The sequence below is a fragment of the Stenotrophomonas nematodicola genome, assembly GCF_009467805.1.
Classification (GTDB): Bacteria; Pseudomonadota; Gammaproteobacteria; order Xanthomonadales; family Xanthomonadaceae; genus Stenotrophomonas; species Stenotrophomonas nematodicola.
Map to the genome: position 1 here is coordinate 51,673 of NZ_WIAY01000007.1, position 19,386 is coordinate 71,058.

The 19,386-nt window shown below is 68.0% G+C and carries 17 protein-coding genes; 9 read left to right on the forward strand and 8 right to left on the reverse strand.

Annotated elements, in window-relative coordinates; translation table 11 throughout:
* Positions 1-31: 31 nt before the first annotated feature.
* The 5 genes from GDJ08_RS17235 to GDJ08_RS17255 are packed head-to-tail and all read left to right on the forward strand — an operon-like array spanning position 32 to position 7,077.
* Positions 32-1,297, forward strand: a complete 1,266-nt coding sequence (locus tag GDJ08_RS17235) for a sugar ABC transporter substrate-binding protein (RefSeq protein WP_136003442.1) — start codon at positions 32-34, stop codon at positions 1,295-1,297.
* Positions 1,294-2,175: a carbohydrate ABC transporter permease gene (locus tag GDJ08_RS17240; RefSeq protein ID WP_017357394.1), complete on the forward strand. Its 882-nt coding sequence runs from the start codon at positions 1,294-1,296 to the stop codon at positions 2,173-2,175. The genes GDJ08_RS17235 and GDJ08_RS17240 overlap by 4 nt, the downstream gene beginning before the upstream one ends.
* Positions 2,172-3,008 carry a carbohydrate ABC transporter permease gene (locus GDJ08_RS17245; protein WP_017357393.1) on the forward strand — a complete coding sequence of 279 codons (837 nt, stop codon included), beginning with the start codon at positions 2,172-2,174 and terminating at the stop codon, positions 3,006-3,008. Before GDJ08_RS17240 ends, GDJ08_RS17245 begins: the two co-directional genes overlap by 4 nt.
* Positions 3,005-6,181, forward strand: a complete 3,177-nt coding sequence (locus tag GDJ08_RS17250) for a discoidin domain-containing protein (protein ID WP_153165361.1) — start codon at positions 3,005-3,007, stop codon at positions 6,179-6,181. Before GDJ08_RS17245 ends, GDJ08_RS17250 begins: the two co-directional genes overlap by 4 nt.
* Positions 6,181-7,077 (forward strand): endonuclease/exonuclease/phosphatase family protein, encoded by an 897-nt coding sequence (locus GDJ08_RS17255; RefSeq protein WP_136003310.1) that lies wholly within the window; start codon positions 6,181-6,183, stop codon positions 7,075-7,077. The genes GDJ08_RS17250 and GDJ08_RS17255 overlap by 1 nt, the downstream gene beginning before the upstream one ends.
* Positions 7,078-7,099: 22 nt before the next feature.
* Here the strand turns inward: GDJ08_RS17255 and GDJ08_RS17260 are convergent, their stop codons facing one another.
* Together GDJ08_RS17260 and rne are read right to left on the reverse strand one after the other, a co-directional pair.
* The gene (locus tag GDJ08_RS17260) at positions 7,100-7,516 is read right to left on the reverse strand and encodes a hypothetical protein (protein WP_136003311.1); all 417 of its coding nucleotides are present in this window, start codon (positions 7,514-7,516) and stop codon (positions 7,100-7,102) included.
* Between the two features lie 92 nt (positions 7,517-7,608).
* Positions 7,609-11,001 carry a ribonuclease E gene (rne, locus tag GDJ08_RS17265; RefSeq protein ID WP_153165362.1) on the reverse strand — a complete coding sequence of 1,131 codons (3,393 nt, stop codon included), beginning with the start codon at positions 10,999-11,001 and terminating at the stop codon, positions 7,609-7,611.
* 403 nt (positions 11,002-11,404) lie between these two features.
* On the opposite strand from rne, the gene GDJ08_RS17270 reads away from it, so the two are divergent.
* Positions 11,405-12,382 carry an RluA family pseudouridine synthase gene (locus GDJ08_RS17270; RefSeq protein WP_423666301.1) on the forward strand — a complete coding sequence of 326 codons (978 nt, stop codon included), beginning with the start codon at positions 11,405-11,407 and terminating at the stop codon, positions 12,380-12,382.
* A 102-nt stretch (positions 12,383-12,484) separates the two neighbouring features.
* Here the strand turns inward: GDJ08_RS17270 and zupT are convergent, their stop codons facing one another.
* From zupT to GDJ08_RS17285, 3 genes are all read right to left on the reverse strand, one after another.
* A complete protein-coding gene (zupT, locus tag GDJ08_RS17275; protein ID WP_136003318.1) occupies positions 12,485-13,294 on the reverse strand; it encodes a zinc transporter ZupT in 810 nt (269 codons plus the stop codon).
* Between the two features lie 144 nt (positions 13,295-13,438).
* On the reverse strand, positions 13,439-13,855 hold the full coding sequence (locus GDJ08_RS17280) for an energy transducer TonB (protein ID WP_017357206.1): 417 nt from the start codon (positions 13,853-13,855) through the stop codon (positions 13,439-13,441).
* Between the two features lie 4 nt (positions 13,856-13,859).
* Positions 13,860-14,201, reverse strand: a complete 342-nt coding sequence (locus GDJ08_RS17285) for a 4a-hydroxytetrahydrobiopterin dehydratase (protein ID WP_017357207.1) — start codon at positions 14,199-14,201, stop codon at positions 13,860-13,862.
* A gap of 90 nt (positions 14,202-14,291) precedes the next feature.
* Here GDJ08_RS17285 and GDJ08_RS17290 point away from each other — a divergent pair, with 90 nt between their 5' ends.
* Both GDJ08_RS17290 and GDJ08_RS17295 read left to right on the forward strand, forming a co-directional pair.
* Entirely contained in the window at positions 14,292-14,891 is a 600-nt protein-coding gene (locus GDJ08_RS17290; protein ID WP_017357208.1) for an NfuA family Fe-S biogenesis protein, read from the forward strand.
* Positions 14,892-14,900: 9 nt separating this feature from the next.
* Positions 14,901-16,673 (forward strand): hypothetical protein, encoded by a 1,773-nt coding sequence (locus GDJ08_RS17295; protein WP_153165363.1) that lies wholly within the window; start codon positions 14,901-14,903, stop codon positions 16,671-16,673.
* Positions 16,674-16,698: 25 nt separating this feature from the next.
* Here GDJ08_RS17295 and GDJ08_RS17300 read toward each other — a convergent pair whose 3' ends face one another.
* Together GDJ08_RS17300 and GDJ08_RS17305 are read right to left on the reverse strand one after the other, a co-directional pair.
* Positions 16,699-17,127 (reverse strand): barstar family protein, encoded by a 429-nt coding sequence (locus tag GDJ08_RS17300; RefSeq protein ID WP_153165364.1) that lies wholly within the window; start codon positions 17,125-17,127, stop codon positions 16,699-16,701.
* A complete protein-coding gene (locus tag GDJ08_RS17305) occupies positions 17,124-17,579 on the reverse strand; it encodes a guanyl-specific ribonuclease (protein WP_017355352.1) in 456 nt (151 codons plus the stop codon). The genes GDJ08_RS17300 and GDJ08_RS17305 overlap by 4 nt, the downstream gene beginning before the upstream one ends.
* Before the next feature lie 233 nt (positions 17,580-17,812).
* On the opposite strand from GDJ08_RS17305, the gene GDJ08_RS17310 reads away from it, so the two are divergent.
* Entirely contained in the window at positions 17,813-18,424 is a 612-nt protein-coding gene (locus tag GDJ08_RS17310) for a superoxide dismutase (RefSeq protein WP_026070662.1), read from the forward strand.
* Positions 18,425-18,492: 68 nt separating this feature from the next.
* Here the strand turns inward: GDJ08_RS17310 and GDJ08_RS17315 are convergent, their stop codons facing one another.
* Positions 18,493-19,326, reverse strand: a complete 834-nt coding sequence (locus GDJ08_RS17315) for an endonuclease/exonuclease/phosphatase family protein (RefSeq protein WP_051008579.1) — start codon at positions 19,324-19,326, stop codon at positions 18,493-18,495.
* Positions 19,327-19,386 lie beyond the last annotated feature (60 nt).

Genomic DNA, 19,386 nt, shown 5'->3' on the forward strand with positions numbered 1-19,386 from the left:
AGTGCCATTGTCGTCGCGCCCCACGCTGGGTCTGAGTCTGTTGCTGCTGCTGGTCGGCAGCCTGTTGTTGAGTGCCTGCCGGAAAGAGCCGGAAGGCGTCACCGTGCGTTTCTGGGCGATGGGCCGCGAGGCCGAGGTCGTGACCGGCCTGATCCGCGAATTCGAGGCGGAGAACCCGGGCATCCATGTCGATGTGCAGAATATTCCGTGGACGGCGGCGCATGAGAAGCTGCTGACCGCCTTCGCCGCCGATGGGTTGCCGGACGTGTGCCAGCTCGGCAACACCTGGATTCCCGAGTTCGCCGAGCTCAACACGCTGACCCCGCTGCAGCCGTATGTGGCGAAGTCCACGGTGGTGGACCCGACCGACTATTTCCAGGGCATCTGGGATACCAACGTCATCCACGACGAACTGGTGGGCGTGCCGTGGTATGTCGATACCCGCCTGCTGTACTACCGCAAGGACCTGCTGGCCAAGGCCGGTTTCGATCATCCGCCGCGGACGTGGGCCGAATGGAACGCGATGATGGCGGCTATCAAGACGATGCAGGGCGCCAACCGCTACGCCGTGCTGATGCCGATCAACGAATTCGAGCAGCAGTTGTCGCTGGCCCTGCAGCAGCCGGACCCGCTGCTGCGCGACAACGATACCCGTGGCAACTTCCGCAGCCCCGGCTTCCGCCGCACGCTGGCCTTCTACGAGAACATGTTCGCCCAGGGCTGGGCGCCGCGCATGTCCGAAACCCAGATCTCCAATGTCTGGGACGAGTTCTTCCGCGGGTTCAATGTGTTCTACGTCTCGGGCCCCTGGAACATCCGTGAGTTCAAGAAGCTGCAGCCGGCGGCGCTGGAAGGCCAGTGGGGCACCGCCGCACTGCCGGGCCCGGACGGTCCGGGCGCCGGCATCGCCGGCGGCACCAGCCTGGTGATTTTCCGCTCCTCGCAGCAGAAGGAGGCGTCCTGGAAGCTGATCGAGTTCCTTTCGCGCCCGCAGATCCAGCAGCGTTTCCATTCCATCATCGGCGATCTTCCGCCGCGTCGCAGCGCCTGGGCATACCCCTCGCTGGCCAACGATCCGCTGGCACAGCCGTTCCGCGACCAGCTCGAGCGGGTCAAGCCGACCCCGAAGGTGCTGGAGTGGGAGCGGATCGCGCAGGAAATGCGCATCACCACCGAGCAGGTGGTGCGTGGTGGACTCAATCAGGATGCGGCCGTGACCGAACTGGACAACCGCGTGGACAAGATCCTCGCCAAACGACGCTGGATTGAAGAGCAGAAGCAGGAGGCCCGCCCATGAAGCAGCGTTCGCTTGCCGGCTGGATGTTCGCCGGCCCGGCCATCCTGGTGATCGGCGTGTTCTTCGGCCTGCCGGTGTTGTCGGCGCTGGCGCTGAGCATCACCGACTTCGACCTGTATTCGCTGTCGGACAGCGCCAACCTGCGGTTCGTCGGGTTGGGCAATTACATTGATCTGCTGCAGACCCCGATGTTCTGGAAGTCGCTGTGGAACACCACCTACTTCGTGATCGTGGGTGTGCCGCTGTCCATCGGCGTATCGCTGGGCGCGGCCATGCTGCTCAACGCGCCGGCGGCCCGTTTCAAGGCGCTGTTCCGTACGGCGCTGTTTGCCCCGGTGGTCACCACCCTGGTGGCGGTGGCGGTGATCTGGCGCTACCTGTTCCACACCAGCTACGGCCTGGTGAACTATGGCCTGGGGCACCTGGGGATCAGCCCGATCGACTGGCTTGGCGATCCCAACTGGGCGATGCCGACCATCATGCTGTTCGCCGTATGGAAGAACTTCGGCTACAACATGGTGATCTTCCTGGCCGGCCTGCAGGCGATTCCGCACGATCTGTACGAAGCCGCGCGCATCGACGGTGCCTCGCGCTGGAAGCAGTTCCTGCACATCACCCTGCCAATGCTCGGCCCGGTGCTACTGGTGGTCGGGGTGATCACCGTGTCCGGCTATTTCCAGCTGTTTGCCGAACCGTACGTCATGACCCGCGGCGACCCACTGCAGAGCACCGTGAGCGTGTTGTATTTCATGTTTGAAGAGGGCTTCAAGTGGTGGAACCTGGGACGCGCCTCCGCGGTGGCGTTCCTGCTGTTCCTGATCATCTTGGCGGTGACCACGTTGATGCTGCGTTTCGGCCGCAAGAGGCAGTTGGTATGAGTCGTGAAATCGGTCAATCGCGCTGGCATGCATGGTGGGTCAACGGTGGCCTGACCGTGCTGGCGCTGGTCAGCCTGGCGCCGCTGCTGTGGATGCTGTCGGTGTCGTTCATGCCGACCGGCGAGGCGGCGCACTTCCCGCCGCCGCTGCTGCCGTCCTCGGTGACCACCGCGAACTACCACGAGCTGTTCGCGCGGACCGGCATGGGCAACAACTTCGTCAACAGCCTGCTGGTGTCGCTGGCGATCACGTTGGGCTCGCTGCTGCTCAATACAATGGCCGGCTATGCCTTCGCCAAGCTGCGCTTCGTCGGCCGCGAGCGCATCTTCCAGCTGCTGCTGGCAGCGCTGGTCATCCCGGCGCAGGTGGCGATGCTGCCGCTGTTCCTGCTGATGAAGCAGCTGGGCCTGGTCAACAACTTCGGCGGGGTGATCGTGCCGGCGCTGGCCACCGTGTTCGGCATCTTCCTGGTCCGTCAGTACGCCCGGTCGATCCCGGACGAACTGCTGGAAGCGGCGCGCATTGACGGGGCAGGGGAGCTGCGGATCTTCTTCCAGATCGTGCTGCCGATGCTCAAGCCGGTGCTCGTGACACTTTCGATCTTCACCTTCATGGGCTCGTGGAACGACTTCATGTGGCCGTTGATCGTGCTGACCGACCAGGAGCATTACACTCTGCCGGTCGCCCTGGCCACACTCTCGCGCGAACACATCATGGACGTTGAAATGATGATGGCCGGTGCGGTGGTCACGGTGGTTCCGGTGCTGGCACTGTTCCTGGTGCTGCAGCGCTACTACATCCAAGGTCTGCTGCTGGGGAGTGTCAAAGGGTGAAGCGAGTCGTCGTCGCGGTGGGTCTGGGTCTGGTCTGGTCACTGGCGGCCGCGGCCGCACCGCCGGCGACGCCGGCTGCACCCCGGGTGCTGGACGGCTTCGACGACATGTCGCCGTGGAAGCTGGTGCTGTCCGACCAGGTCAGCGGCTCGCTGCGCAGCGTCGCCGGCCTCGGGGGCGGGCGCGCGCTGTGCCTGGACTACGACTTCCATGACGTCTCCGGGTATGTCGGCATCCGCCGCGAGCTGACCGTGGAGTGGCCGGGCAACTATCAGGTCGGTTTCCAGCTGCGCGGCGATTCGCCGTCCAACGACCTGCAGTTCAAGCTGATCGATGCCAGCGGGGACAACGTGTGGTGGGTCAACCGCCCCGGTTTTTTCTTTCCCAAGGCGTGGACCGGCGTGCAGTACCGCAAGCGCCACATCGACAAGGCCTGGGGGCCGGGTACCGAGAAGACGCTGACCCGCAGCGCCGCCGTGGAGTTCACCCTCTACAGCAAGGTCGGCGGCAAGGGCACGGTGTGCTTCGACCGCCTCACCCTGCAGGCCCTGCCACCGGAAGACACCAGTGCGTTGACGCCGTCGGTGATTGCCGACACCGCCACCGCGCTGCAGAACCGCATCGTCGATGGCAAGCCGGACACGGTCTGGATCAGTGGCGGGGTCGCCGAACAGACCATCAGCCTGGACCTGCACAAGGTCCGCGAGTTCGGTGGCGCGGTGATCCAGTGGTTGCCGGGGCTGGAGGCCACGCGCTACACCGTGCGCTCCTCGCAGGACGGACGCAGCTGGAAGACACTGCGCGAGGTCACCGCCGGTGGCGGCGGCCGCGACTGGCTGGCGCTGCCGGAAACCGAAGCGCGTTACCTGCGCTTCGACCTCAAGGGCGGCCCGAACTGGCGCTACGGCATCCGCGACATCGGGTTGAAGCCGCTGGATTTCGCCGACACCCCCAATGACTTCATCCAGTCGGTCGGTTCGGACCTGCCGCGTGGCTCGGTGCCGCGCGGCTTCAGCGGCGAGCAGCCCTATTGGACCCTGCTGGGGCTGGACGGCGGCCGCGAACAGGCGCTGATCGGCGAAGATGGCGCGCTGGAGGTGGCGAAGTCCAGCTTCAGCGTTGAACCGTTCGTGCTGGTGGACAACAAGCTGCTCACCTGGGCGGACGTGAAGAGCCGGCAATCGCTGCAGGACGGCTATCTGCCGATCGCCAGCGTGGACTGGGCCCACGACAAGGCCGCGCTGCAGGTGACCGGCTTCGTGCAGGGGCGGCCGGACAACGCGCAGTTGATCGGCCGCTACACCCTGCGCAACCCGGACAAGGTGGCCCACGAGTACACGTTGGCACTGGCCGTGCGGCCGTGGCAGGTCAATCCGCCGACCCAGTTCCTCAACACCGTGGGCGGCTTCAGCCGGATCGACGCACTCGCGGTGGACCCGACCCATGTCGACGTCAACGGTACCCCGCGCATCCATGCCGTGCAGCCGGCCGATGCGGCCTTCGCCACCGCCTTCGACAGCAAGCTGGAGGTGATGCACCTGGCCAGCGGCAAACTTCCGGAGACCCGCGAGGTCAAGGACAGCACCGGGCTGGCCTCCGGCGCGCTGCTGTACCGCTTTAAGCTGGCACCCGGCGAAACCCGCGAGGTGGCCTTGGTCCTCCCGCAGACCGGTACCTGGGCCATGCCCAAGGGGTTCGACGCCGCCAAGGCCCAGCAGCAGGTGGCCTCGATGTGGCGCACCCGGCTGGACCAGGTGAAGCTGCAGGTACCCGACGCCGGCAAGCCGCTGGTGGATACGCTGCGTACCGCGCTGGCGCACATGCTGATCTCGCGCATCGGCCCGAGCCTGCAGCCGGGCACGCGTTCGTACTCGCGCAGCTGGATCCGCGACGGCGCGATGATTTCCGAGGGTCTGCTGCGCATGGGCCGCAATGACGCGGTGCGCGATTACGTGATCTGGTATGCGCCGTACCAGTTCGACAACGGCAAGGTGCCGTGCTGCGTGGATGCGCGCGGCAGCGACCCGGTGCCGGAGAACGACAGCCACGGTGAGCTGATCTTCAACATCGCCGAGTACTGGCGCTACACCGGCGACACCGCCTTCCTGGAGCAGATGTGGCCGCACGTGCAGGGCGCGTTCAACTACATGGAACAGCTGCGCCTGAGCGAGCGCACCGAAGAGAACCGGGCACGCAATCCGGCGTTCTACGGGATGATGCCGGCCTCGATCAGCCACGAAGGCTATTCGGCCAAGCCGATGCATTCGTACTGGGACAACTTCTGGGCGCTGCGCGGCTACAAGGATGCGGCGATCATCGCCACGGCGCTGGGCAAGGCCGAAGCGCTGCAGATGAGCGAATCGCGCGATCAGTTCCGTGACGATCTGCAGGCCTCGCTGCAGGCCGCGGTCGCGCTGCACAAGATCGACTACCTGCCTGGCTCGGCCGAACTGGGTGACTTCGACGCCACCTCCACCACCATCGCGCTGGCACCGGGCGGTGAGCAGGGGCGTCTGCCGCAGCCGTACCTGGACAACACGTTCGAGCGCTACTGGACCCAGTTCGTGGAACGGCGCGACGGCAAGCGGGAATGGAAGGACTACACCCCGTACGAGTGGCGCAATGTCGCCGCGTTCGTACGCCTGGGCTGGCGCGACCGCGCCTGGCAGGCCACCGGGTTCTTCTTCAATGATCGCGCCCCGCAGGCCTGGAACCAGTGGGCCGAAGTGGTGTCGCACACCCCGCGCAAACCGTTCTTTGTCGGCGACCTGCCGCATGCCTGGGTTGCCTCGGACTTCGTCCGCTCGGCGCTGGACATGTTCGCCTACAACCGCGATCTCGACGACAGCCTGGTGCTGGCGGCCGGCGTGCCGGTGCGCTGGCTGGAAGGCAAGGGCATCGCCGTACAGGGGTTGCGCACGCCCAACGGCCAGTTGAACTACGCACTGAGCCGCAGCGAGAAGCAGCTGACCCTCACCGTGACGGCCGGCCTGGTGGCCCCGCCCGGTGGCGTGGTGCTGCCGTGGCCGTACAGCGGTGAACCCGGCGGGACCACCATCAACGGCGAACCGGCCCAGTGGGAAGGCAAGGAACTGCGGGTGATGCAGCTGCCGGCCACCGTCCAGATCGACATTCCGGCGGCGGTACGCCGGGCAGAACGCAAGGCACCGTAATGACGCACCTGTTGAACCGATGGGGACGCCGCGGCAGCCGTTGCCTCGCTGTGTGTCTGCTGGCGTTGCTGGCACTGGCTGAAGCGGCCGCCGCAGCGGAGCCTGCACAAGCGCCGTCGTCGGGCATGACAATGGTGACGTTCAACCTGCACCATGACCGCGAGGACTGGCCGGCGCGCCGTGAGGTGATCCTGCGCGAGCTCAAGGCACTGCGTCCGGATGCGATCGCGCTGCAGGAAGTGATCCAGAAGCCGAAGGTGCGCAACCAGGCGCAGTGGCTGGCACGCAGACTGGGGTACGACTACCAGTTCGTCTCCACCGACCCGCCAGGTGCCTCCAAACGCTACGGCAACGCACTGTTGACCGCGCGCCCGGTGCTGGCGCGCAACGACCATCTGCTCGCCCCGCTTACCGACTACCGCACGGTGGCGCACCTGCGGATCGCGGTCGATGGCCAGCCGGTGAACGTGTACGCCACCCATCTCAACGAGCGCTCCGATGACAGCGGCAGCCGCATCCGTGGCGAACAGGTGGCCGATCTGCTGGCCTTCATCGCCGCCACGTCCGACGACGCGCCGGTGGTGATCGCCGGGGATTTCAACGCGCTGGTCGATGCGGGCGATCTGAGCGCGCTGCGCAACCACTACGGCGACAGCTACGGCAGCGTGCACGTCAATGATCTCGCGGCGGTCAGCACGCTCAACCGGCACTACTACCAGGCGCCCTCGCGGATCGACCACATCTTCTTCCAGCAGGATCGGCTGATCGCGCGCGAAGCCCGGCTGCTGTTCGATCAGCCCTATGCGGAAGGCCGCTGGGCATCGGACCACTACGGCGTGTGGACGCGCCTGCAGTTCGCGCCGCGCGCGGCGGCTCCGGCGGCCACCGCTCCCTGATCGACGGCCGCGTGGCAGGCGCTCAGGGGACGGCCTGTTCGCTGGTCTTTTCCCAGGCCTGGCCATTGCGGGTCCGCCAGGTCCCGCCGGTCGCGCAGCAGCCGCCGGCGCCCAGGGCCATGCGCCCCAGCACGGCGACCACCGCATCGTCTTCCTGGCGCAGCGACTGACGCTGGCACGCGGTGAAGAACGGGTAGGGCGCCGGTGCCAGCACCTCGGCCAGCGACAGCGTCTGGCCGGTGCCGCGCACGACCTTGAACACCTTGCAGTCCTGGACGAGCAGCTCCACCGGTGTGCCGCCAAGCGCGCCGCGGAAGTGGTGCTCGGGCGGAGCATCGCGTACGGCAATGGCGGCATCGCTGAGCGGTGACGGTGCGGGCTGGCAGGCGGACAAGGCCAACAGCAGCGCGCAGACGGGCAGGGGAACGGATCGGCGCATGAGCCCGAGCATGCCACAGCCGGCGGTGACCCCAAACGCAGACAGCGGCCCGAAGGCCGCTGTCTGTTGTTGCACATGCCGCTGGATCGGGATCAGGCCTTGTCGGTCTTTTCCGGGTCCTGCTGGGGGGCGGCATCGGTCTGCGCGGCATCGGTGGGGATGTCGTCGCGGGCCTCGGCCTGCGCTGCCTGTGCGGCCGCGTCGGTGCTGGCCGGGACATCGCTGGTGGCGGAGTCGAACAACTGGCCGTTCTGCACCACCGGTGCGACCGGCGCCGGTTCAACGCGGGTTACCGGCGTGGCGTCGACCTTCTCGACGGCCGCCGGCACCGGATCCACGGCATCCAGCATGCTGGTCTGCACCGGACGGACGGTCTCGGCGGTCTCGCTGCGGGCCACGACCGGCGCGGCGTCCACCCTCGGCGCGGCCGGTGCGGCTTCGACCGGGGTGTCCACGACCACCGGTGCCTCGACGACGGTCGCGGCGGCCGGTGCGACAACGGCCGGTGCCTCGGCAACCACCGGGGTCACGACGGGCGCTTCAACCACCGGCGCGTTCGCCACCGGATCCGGAGCAGCGGCCGGCGTCGGCGCGACAGGTGCGTCGGCCACCGGGGCGTCGGCACGGACCGGTTCAACCGGTGCGGAGGCGGCGACCACGGCCGGGGCCGGCGTCGGCGATTCCACGAACGGCACGCGATCCGTGTAGGACGGTGCCGCGGCTTCCTCGGCCGGAGCGGCTTCGGTGTGGCCGGCGGTCACCACCGGGCTGCTGATCGCGGCAACCGGCGCGGCAGCGGCGACGGCAGCGACCGGGGCCTGCACGGGCGCAGGTGCAGCAGCGGCGGCCGGTGCCGGGCGCGGGGCCTGGACCGGTGCCGCAGCGTTCGGCGCCGAGCCAGCTTCATCGTCGAAGTCGAACTCCGGCTGCGGCTGGCCGTTGGCGGCAACCGGACGCTCGGCCTGGGCGGCGTCGGTACCGTCCTGCTCGCCGTCCTGCTCGTCGCCGTCGTCGTCCAGACCGCCGTCATCGTTCAGGCCATCGTTGCCTGCGGCCTGCTCGCCATTGCCACGACGGCGGCGACGGCCACCGCGACGGCCGCGACGACGGCGCGAGCCGCCTTCGCCATTGGCATCATCGCCATTGCCGGCGGCATCGTTCTGCTCTGCGGCATCGCCGGCAGTCAGTGCCTGCTCGGTTGCCGCCGATGCGGCGGCCAGCGCCGCAGCGTCCTGCACCGGCGAGGTCACGACGGTGGCGTCGGCCACGGTCACGGCTGCGGCGGCCACCACGGCGGCATCGGCGACCGGCGCGGCGGTGTTGCCCGGCTTCGGTGCGTCGGTCTGCGGCTGACGGGCTGCCTTCTCCTCGCCCTGCTGCGGCTTGGGCTGCTGCGGCTGCTTGGGCTGCTTCAGCTTGGGCTGCTGCTCGTTGCGCGGCTGCTTGGGCTGCTGCTCACCGCGCGGCTTGCCCTGGCCCGGAGCCGGGACCTGCGCGGCAGCACCGGCGGCCGGGGCCACGTCCTGGCGACGCTCGTCACGGCGCTCGTTCTTCGGGCCGCGCTCACCGCGCTCGCCGCGGTCCTCGCGACGGTCCTTGCCACGCCCCTGGGCCTGGCCGTTCGCGGCGCCAGTGCCGCCGCGCTCGCCACGCTCATCGCGACGGCCGTTGCGGTCCTTGCCGTTGCGGTCCTTGGTGCGGTTGGCGCGGTTGCCCTCCTGGGCCGGGCGGTTGCCCGGCTGCGGGGCGGCGGCCGGAGCCGGTTCGCCACCGAAGATGCGCTTGAGCCAACCGACCACGCCGGTGGCCGCCGGGGCGGCGACCGGTGCCGGGGCGACCGGTGCCGGCGCGACGACCGGTTCGGGCGCTTCGCGCACCGGGGCCGGCTGGCTGTGCTTGACCTGGGTCACCACGGGGGCGACCGGGATGTTGAGCTGCGCCTTGGTCAGGGCATGCACTGGCAGCTTGCGCGGGGTGCCGCGCTGGTAGCTCGGCTTGCCGCTTTCCTCGCCCAGCTCGTTCTCGCGCAGTCGGGTCACTTCGTAGTGCGGCGTGTGCAGCTGCTCGTCAGCGACGATCACGATCGGCGCGTCATGGCGCTGTTCGATCTCACGCAGCGCGCTGCGCTTCTCGTTGAGCAGGTAGTTGGCGATCTCGACCGGGGCCTGGACCAGCACCTGCCCGGTGTTCTCCTTCATCGCATGCTCTTCGGCAACGCGGATGATCGACAGCGACAGCGATTCGACGCTGCGCATGCGGCCGTGGCCGTCGCAGCGCGGGCAGACGATCTGGCTGGATTCACCCAGGCTCGGACGCAGGCGCTGGCGGCTCATTTCCATCAGGCCGAAGCGCGAGATGCGGCCCAGCTGCACGCGCGCACGGTCGTACTTGAGCGCGTTCTGCAGGCGGTTCTCGACTTCGCGCTGGTGCTTGTTGGAGGCCATGTCGATGAAGTCGATGACCACCAGGCCACCCAGGTCGCGCAGGCGCAGCTGGCGGGCCACTTCCTCGGCGGCTTCCAGGTTGGTCTGGAACGCGGTGTCCTCGATGTCGCTACCCTTGGTGGCGCGCGAGGAGTTGACGTCGATGGCGGTCAGGGCCTCGGTCTGGTCAACCACGATCGAGCCACCCGACGGCAGACGCACGTTGCGTTCATACGCGCCTTCGATCTGCGATTCGATCTGGAAGCGGTTGAACAGCGGGATGTCGTCCTTGTAATGCTTGAGCTTGCGCAGGGTCTGCGGCATCACCTGCTGCATGAACTCGCGGGCGGTCTCGTAGAGCTCCTCGGTGTCCACCAGGATCTCGCCGACATCGGCGCGCAGGTAGTCGCGCAGGGCGCGCACGATCAGGCGCGACTCCTGGTAGATCAGGAACGGGGCCGGCTTGGTCAGCGCCGCTTCGGCGATGGCCTTCCAGACCTGGAGCAGGTAATCCAGATCCCACTGCAGTTCTTCGGCATCGCGGCCGACGCCGGCGGTGCGGATGATCACGCCCATGTCGTCGGGGATGTTCAGCTTGTCCAGCGCGTCCTTCAGGGCGGCGCGGTCTTCGCCTTCGATCCGGCGCGAGACGCCACCGGCGCTCGGCGAGTTGGGCATCAGCACCATGTAGCGGCCGGCCAGGGAGATGAACGTGGTCAGGGCGGCGCCCTTGTTGCCACGCTCTTCCTTGTCCACCTGGACAACCACTTCCTGGCCTTCACGCAGCAGTTCGCGGATGCCGGCCTTGTTGTGGTCCACGCCCGCCTGGAAGTAATCGCGGGAGATTTCCTTCAGCGGCAGGAAGCCGTGACGGTCCGCGCCGTACTCGACGAAGGCCGCTTCCAGCGACGGTTCAAGGCGCGTGATACGGCCCTTGTAGATGTTCGACTTCTTCTGTTCCTTGGACGGCTGTTCGATGTCGATGTCGTACAGCGTCTGGCCATCCACGATGGCTACCCGCAGCTCTTCGGCCTGCGTGGCATTGATCAGCATTCGCTTCATACTTGCGTTCCTCGCGCGCTGCTACCGCGCGGAACGCCATGGGGTTTCGCTTCTGGTCACGCTTCGACGCCCATCGCGCATGCGCGGGGAGGGCGGCTTGGGTTTCCAGCGCTACGACACCACGGCAGGCCGCGGGAGCGCTTCATTTGTTTTGGTTTGGGTGTTTCTGGGCCGGAGGCAGCTTTCAGCCAGGCTGGAGCGCCACAGGGACATGTTCAGCGCAGATGCGTGTCAGGCATCCGGCGATGGCCGGGACCGCCGGTGAGCCGCTAACATGGCCGCCCCGGGGGCGGTGGCTGCGCACTGTGCCGGAATCGCGGGAAGTCGGGCTTCTGGCCCAGAGCAACTTCCAACGAAATCAATCCCTTATCTCGCCCGCCGAGTGTAACAGAATAAAAGGCCAATGACCGTTACCGAGCCCACCCCCAAAGCCGCTGAAGCCATGACCAGCGTACGTATGATCTCTGTCCCGGCCGACCGCGCCGGGCAGCGCCTGGACAACTTCCTGCTCGGCCAGCTCAAGGGTGCACCGCGCAGCCTGATCTACAAGCTGGTGCGCAGCGGCCAGGTCCGGGTCAATGGCGGCCGCGCCAAGGCCGAGCGGAAGCTCGAGGCCGGCGACGAGGTGCGGGTGCCGCCCGTCCGTCTCACCGAGGAAGGAGACAAGGCGGGCCCGCCCGCTGCTTTCATGAAGCGCCTGGAAGACGCCATCGTCTATGAGGACGAGCGGCTGCTGGCGCTGAACAAGCCGTCGGGCGTGGCCAGCCACGGCGGCAGCGGGATCAGCTTCGGCGCGATCGAGACCCTGCGCGCCCTGCGCCCGGGCAGGACGCTGGAGCTGGTGCACCGGCTGGACCGGGACACGTCGGGGCTGCTGATCGTGGCCAAGAAGCGGTCGGCGCTGAGCGAACTGCAGGCGCTGCTGCGGGAGGACCACGGTGCGGGCATCCGCAAGCGCTACCTGACCCTGCTGGTGGGGCGCATGCCGGATGGCACGATGACGGTGGACGCGCCGCTGCACGTGGGGCTGCGCCAGGGCGGCGAGCGGCATGTGCAGGTCAATCCGATCGGCAAGGAATCCATCAGCCACTTCAAGGTGCTGGAGCGCAAGGGCGGCCATTCGTACTGTGAGGTGCGCATCGAAACCGGGCGCACCCACCAGATCCGCGTGCATGCCCAGCACCTGGGCCACCCGGTGGCCGGTGACGACAAGTACGGCGATCCGGACGTCAACAAGCGGCTTCGTGAGCAGATCGGGCTGAAGCGCCTGTTCCTGCACGCCGCCTCGCTGGAATTTGCGCTGGACAACGGCAAGACCCCGTACCTGCTCAACGCCCCGCTGGCCGACGAGTTGACCGAGGTGCTGAACCGGTTGCGTTGATGGGGCGTGGTTGCCGTCCCGGTCAGGGGCGGCCGGGTGCGCGCGGAATGCGGCAGCGCGTGGAGCCGGCCAGCGGCCGGCATGACGCGCTGCGGGACGGCATTACCATTTGAAGAGAACCAGGCTGATGGCCAGGCTGCCCATGCCGGCCACCAGGCCATAGACCGTTTCGTGACCCTTCGCGTAGCGCTTGGCGGCCGGCAGCAGTTCGTCCAGCGCCAGGAACACCATCACCCCGGAGATCAGGCCGAATACCCAGCCGAAGGTGGCGTGGTTGAGGACGCCGGACAGGGCGAAATAGCCAATCGCGGCCCCCACCGGTTCGGCCAGGCCGGACAGCAGGCTGGCACCGAAGGCGTAGACCTTGTTCTGCGTGGCGAAGTACACCGGGACGGCGATCGCGATGCCTTCGGGGATGTTGTGGATGGCGATGGCGAAGGCCAGCGGCATGCCCACCGACGGGCTTTCCAGAGTGGCAAAAAAGGTGGCCAGGCCTTCAGGGAAGTTGTGCGCAGTGATCGCGATCGCGGTCAGCAGGCCGACCCGCTTGATATAGGCCTTGTTGTTGTCGCGGAACAGCGGGTCCTGCTTGTCCAGGCTTTCGTGCGGGTTCGGGATCAGATGGTCGATCAGCACGATCAGCAGCACGCCGGCCAGGAAGGCCATCGTGCCGTAGGCGAAGCCGGTCCGCGCGTCGTAGGCCAGGGTGAAGGAATCGATGGCCTTGTTGAGGATCTCGGTCAGCGACACGAACACCATCGCCCCGCCGGCGAAGGCCAGCCCGAATGCCAGCAGACGGGGATTGGGGCGTTGCGAGAACAGCACCATCAGGCTGCCGAGGCCGGTGGCCAGGCCGGCAGCCAGGGTCACCAGCAGGGCGATCCATACGTTGTCGCTCGAAATATCCAGCATGCGCTACCGCATCCTTTACACGGGTAACAACGCGCCGTCGCCCCTGTAGTCGTCACGCCGGGGAAAGGGCGTGCGGGGCAGGCGGTGCGTGATCAGGGGGATGGAGCTGGCGTGCGCTGGCTTCCGGGGGCAGGAACGGGGCGGTCAACCGCCCTGACGCAGCCGCTCTTCGATCGCGAAGCACTGGTCGGGTTTGGGCTGCGGTGGGTTGAAGCTGATCGGCACCTGGATCGTGGTGGACACCGGCTGGCCGGCACGGGTGGCGGCCTTGAACTGCCAGGCCTGGACCGCCTTCTTCGCCTGCTCGTCGAGCTGGGTGTTGCCGCTGCCGGTGACCAGCGCCACCTCGCCGGGGGCGCCGTCGGCACCAATCACCACCCTGAAGGTGCTGGTGCCGCCGATGCCCTGGCAGGCCAGTTCGATCGGGTACTCCGGCGGCGGGGTCTTCACTGCCGCGACCTCGGTGGGCGGCGCAACCGGTGCGGCCGGTTCGGCGGGCTTGTTGCAGCCGGCCAGGGCGGCCACGGCGACGCTGGACAACAGAATGGATGACAGTTTCATGGGGTCACTCCGTGAGGGCCGAAGCCTTCGCTGCGCAGATGAAGTCGTTTTCGCTCAGTCCGCCCACATCATGGGTGGAGAAGCGCACCACGGCGCGGTCGTAATGCACGCCCAGGTCGGGGTGGTGGTCCTCGCGGTGGGCCACCCACGCCAGGGCATTCACGAACGCCATCGTGCCGTGGTAATTATCGAAGCGGAAGGTCCGGGTCAGGGCCTGGCCCTGTTCGGCCAGCTCCCAGCCGGGCACCTGGGCCAGCAGCTCGGCCACGCGGGCTGCGCCCAGCTTGTGGTCGCTGCCTTTGCGCGGCACGCAATGGGCCTGCGCCAGGGGAATCAGGTCGGCCATGCAATCCTCCACATCTAGATGTCTGAACAATGCGCCGTTCAGTGTATAAACCGAATGAGCGCGTAACGAGCGATTGGCTAGAATAGCCTGATGATCCAGATATCCGACACTGCCCAGTCCTACTTCCGCAAGCTGATCGAGCGTGAGGCCGTGCCCGGCATGGGCGTCCGCCTGAGCGCGGTCGATGCCGGCACGCCGCGCGCCGACGCGCGGCTGGAATTCGCCGAACCCACCCAACTGCTCGGTGACGAGTGGGCGGTGGACTGCGACGGGTTCACCCTGTACGTCGATGCCGCCAGTGTGGCCTGGCTCGACGGCGCCGACATCGACATCGTCGCCAACGCCGCCGGCAGCCAGCAGCTGACCATCAAGGCGCCCAAGATCAAGGGCGAGGCGCCCACCGATGCCGCCTCGCTGGTCGAGCGCGTGCGCTGGGTGGTGGAGAACGAAGTCAACCCGCAGCTGGCCTCGCACGGCGGCAAGGTGGCCGTGCAGGAAGTCTCCTCCGATGGCGTGGTGCTGCTGCGCTTCGGTGGCGGCTGCCAGGGCTGCGGGATGGCCGATGTCACGCTCAAGCAGGGGATCGAGAAGACCCTGATGGGACGTGTGCCCGGCATTACCGCGGTGCGCGACGCGACCGACCACGAGAGTGGCGACGCGCCGTACATTCCACGCGGCACGGCCGCCTGACCGCACTGCGTGCCCTTGCGCCGAGCCGACGAGATTCTCGACTGGTTGCTGGCACGCCAGCCGGATGAACGCATCCTGGAGAAAACCACGGGCCTGCCGTATGGCTGGGGCCTGTGGCTGCGTGCGCTGACGCCGCTGCCGCGCCCGCCACGGGCCACGGGCGTCGTGACGGAGATGCTGCAGCGGCCCGCGCCTGTGCCGACCGGTCGCCTGCCCGCGCTGGGCTTTGTGCAGGCGGTGCGCCGCCTGTTCTGGCAGACCTGGGAGCCGGCCCCCCGCGACCAGCGCTGGATGCGCTGGACCTCGGCGCTGATCAGTGCGCTGCTGCACGTTCTGTTTGCGGTACTGCTGCTGTGGGTGGCACTGGTGCGCACCCCGGTCGATCCGGAGGAGGGTGGCGAAGGCAACCGTATCCAGGTCGCCTTCGTCGGCAAGGGCACGCCGGCCGAGGATGGCGGTGGCGCGTCCAGTGCCGAAGCCGTGGCGGCCAATGCGCCGGCCACGCAGATCGATGCCACCGCAGCGGGGGCGTCGGCGCAGGCCGCCACGCTGTCGCCGTCCCCGGCGGCCGAGCCGACCGACGCCAGTGCATCAGCCGCCGCGCCGCCACCGGCGGCCGCCGAGCCGGCGCCCCCGGCCGAGGCGACGCCGGCCAACGAACAACCCCTGCAGGCCACCGTCGTGCAGGAGGCCACTACCGATTTTGTGGTGCCGCCGCCGAGCGTGCCGCGCACCGAAGTCCGCGTGGTGCCGCGCGAACCGCAGGACGTAACCGTACGCGAACGCACCGTGGCGGTGGTGGAAACGCCGGTGGCGCGTTCGGCCGTCCCGTTGCCGGCGCTTGCCACGCCGCCGCGTGACCGCACTCCGGAGGTCAGTGTGCGCGAGCGCGAGGTGACGCTGATGAGCGAGCGCCCGGTGCCGATGCAGATGCCGCAGTCGCGGGTGGAGGCCACGGTGCCGCAACGCGAACTGCAGGTGCGCGAGCGCGAGGTGCAGCCGGCGCCCACCGCCCCGGTGGCGATGGCCCCGGTGCCTCAGCGCGAGGTCAACGTGCGGGGCGCTGCAGCGGAAATCGAGGTGCGGGAGCGCAGCATTCCCAATGCCGCCCCCCGGCCGGCGCCAAGCGCGCCGACCGTGGCTGCCGCCGGCACCAGCACCAGTGCCGCGACCACGTCGTCCCCGTCGACCACGTCCGCGCCGGTCCGCGATGGCCCGGCCGCGTCGGCCCCGGCCAGTTCGCGCGCGGGTACGCAGCTGGCGCCGCAGCCCGGCAGCTGGGCCACGCCGCAGCGGGGCGATGACTGGGGTGCAGACGCCCAGGCGCGCGATGGCGCGCGGCGTGGCGCCCAGCAGGCCAACCAGGCCGGTACCGGCCTGTTCAATGCCGATGGCAGCGTGCGCGTGCCCGGCGACGACGGCAAGGGCGACCATGAGCGGGGGGCGCCCGGCGGTGACAAAGATGGCTGGAGCCGCGAGCGCATCGCGCAGTCGGGCACCTGGCTGAAGCGTCCGCCGTACGATTACACCCCGACCTCGTTCGACAAGTACTGGGCGCCCAACGAGTCACTGCTCGCCGAGTGGGTTCGCAAGGGCATCAAGGCGGTGGAGATTCCGATTCCCGGTACCAGCACCAAGATCTCCTGCGTGGTGTCGATGCTGCAGTTCGGTGGCGGCTGTGGCCTGACCAATCCGAACATGAACGACCAGCCGGCGGTGGCGCGACCGCCGCCGGACATCCCGTTCAAGAAGGAACTGCAGGAAGACAACGGCAGCCGTTGAGGCCAACGGCCCCAACGGAGTTGTCTTACGGCTCCACCACGGCATCCTGCAGCGCCACGAAGGCCCAGAACGGCACGTTCTGCCCGCTCCAGTGCGCGCTTGCCTCGTCCAGAATGTCCAGCAGCGTGTCGAAGTCGGCCGACGCGCCAGCGCGCAGGTCGTCGGCATCGTTGAAGAACAGCGCATACCCGTTGGCCGGCAGCCACTGCAGATCACGCAGGCTGTCGGCGAGCGCATCCCAGTTGCCGCCGAAGCCGGATGGGAAGTCCAGCTGCGCGGCCAGCCGCATCAGCAGCGTGCGCTTGTCGCTGCAGCCGGCCAGGTCGATCCGGCAGATGCGCAGGCCGGCATCGCGCATCGCGGCCGAGAGGGGGGCGACGTCTTCGTTGCCGATGGCGTAGACGCCGGCATTGTTGATGTCGTGCAGGCCCAGCTCGAATCCATCATGTGTCATTGCCAGCTCCCGGCCGGTGGTACGTCGAAACTGCGGAAGGTTTCATAGTGGTCGTCGGTATAGAACCACGCGGTCGGCGGGTTGCCGCCGGTAACGATGCGGCGCGCGCCCCGGTTGCCGGCACCCGGGGTGTCGACGGTGTATTCGCGGTAATACCCGCGCGGGCGCTGCGGCAGGCGCTGTTCGCGGTTGCCGAACACACTGCCGTCCTGGCGGTGCGGGTAGGGGCCACCCTGCTGGATCAGGGCGAGCGTGCGTCGCGCCTCGGGTGGCAGGAACGGCGGCAACGCATCGCGGGGTCGCGTCGATGCGGCGGCCGGTACCGGCGCGGCCTCCGGCTGGGTCAGCGACGGGGCGAACTGCGGCGGTGGCGGACGCTGGGCCAGCTTGATGGCGGCCAGTCCGCCGATCAGCAGCACAATGGCGAGCAGGAGCAGCAAGGGCTTGCGCATGAGGGGCGGAAGGCAGGAAAGGTGACGCGTACTCTACCGCCATCGGCCTGCATCTCCGATGACGCTGCGCACTGCCTGCGGGATGCGCCGTCACCGCTGCATAACAATCACGCGGCACACCGCGCGCGACGAAGAATCCTTTACATGCCCCTTGGTATGCTCGGAGACCATCCCCATCATCGACACCGCAACGCCCGGTCTTCGCCGGGTGAGTGAGCTACCAGGAGAACCACATGGCCTACACCCTGCCCAAGCTGTCCTACGCCTACGACGCGCTCGAGCCGCATATCGACGCGGCCACGATGGAGATCCACCACACCAAGCACCACCAGACCTATATCAACAACGTCAATGCGGCGCTGGAAGGCACCGAGTTCGCCGACCTGCCGGTCGAAGAGCTGGTGAAGAAGACCAAGTCGCTGCCGGAAAACCTGCAGGGCCCGGTGCGAAACAACGGCGGCGGCCACGCCAACCACTCGCTGTTCTGGACCGTGATGTCGCCGAACGGCGGCGGTGCGCCGGTCGGTGACGTCGCCAAGGCGATCGAGTCCCAGCTGGGCGGTTTCGACAAGTTCAAGGATGCTTTCACCAAGGCTGCGCTGACCCGTTTCGGCAGCGGCTGGGCGTGGCTGAGCGTGACCCCGGACAAGAAGGTCGTGGTTGAAAGCAGCGCCAACCAGGACAGCCCGCTGATGGACGGCAACACGCCGATCCTGGCGCTGGATGTGTGGGAGCACGCGTACTACCTGAAGTATCAGAACCGTCGCCCGGAATACATCGGCGCGTTCTTCAACGTCGTCGACTGGAACGAAGTCGAGCGTCGTTACCAGGATGCCATCGCCTGATCACAGGGCATTGGATGACGCAACGGCCAGGCAGCAATGCCTGGCCGTTGTCGTTTCAGCGGGAGGCGCTACAGCGTTTCGCCCTGCAGGCGCAGGGTGGCCATCACGCCCAGGCGCAGCGCGCCGGTCTCGCCCTCGGCAGCCGGCAGCTTGACGTTTTCCTGGCGCAGGCCATCGAAGTGCTTGACCTGGAACAGCACGTCCAGGCCGTGGCCGCGTGCCGCGCCGGCCATTGATGGCGGATCGACACGCTCGCCCGGGTTCTTCCGCGCCGGCTGGAAGCCGGGCGTGCTGCGGACCAGCTCGCCGGCCTCGGCGGAAAAATCGCCGGCAATCAGCGAGGGCAGCCCATCGGAGGTGGCGCCGATCCAGGTCATCAGGTCGCTGGTCTGATGGCGGCGCACGTCCGGCTCGTCCGGGTCCGGACGCAGCCGGGCAATGTAGATGTTGACCAGTTCCTCCTGCACCTTGACCCGCATCATGCCGGCCGCGCTGAACTGGCCGGGCGGGTGCAGCAGGGTAACGCCGTCTTCGGTGACCGGCAGCCGGGTAAGCATGGCGCTGCCGTGGCGCAGGCCCTGGCTGGGCGGGTCGGCGGTGACGAAGTCGCAGCTGTAGCGCAGGCGCGTGGCCAGCCAGCAGGCCGGGTTGCGGCCCTGGCTCTGCAGCACCCGTTGCACCGCGATCACATCCGGCTGCAGGGATTCCAGCAACTGCAGCACCTGGTCGCGGCGCTGCTGCCACTGGCCGTCGTCGGCGACCGGCAGTTCCAGGGTGGCGATCTTGAGAAGGTGCGGGCGGGTGCCCTCGGCCTGGCGCGCGCTGGCCGCAGGAGCGGACACGACAAGCGCCAGCAACAGGACCCATCCTGGCCAGCGTCCCAACACAGCAGTCGACGTCATGCGCATAACGATAAGTTTACGCTTTGTCCGTCGACGCCTCGTGACTTCCGGCAGCGTCTG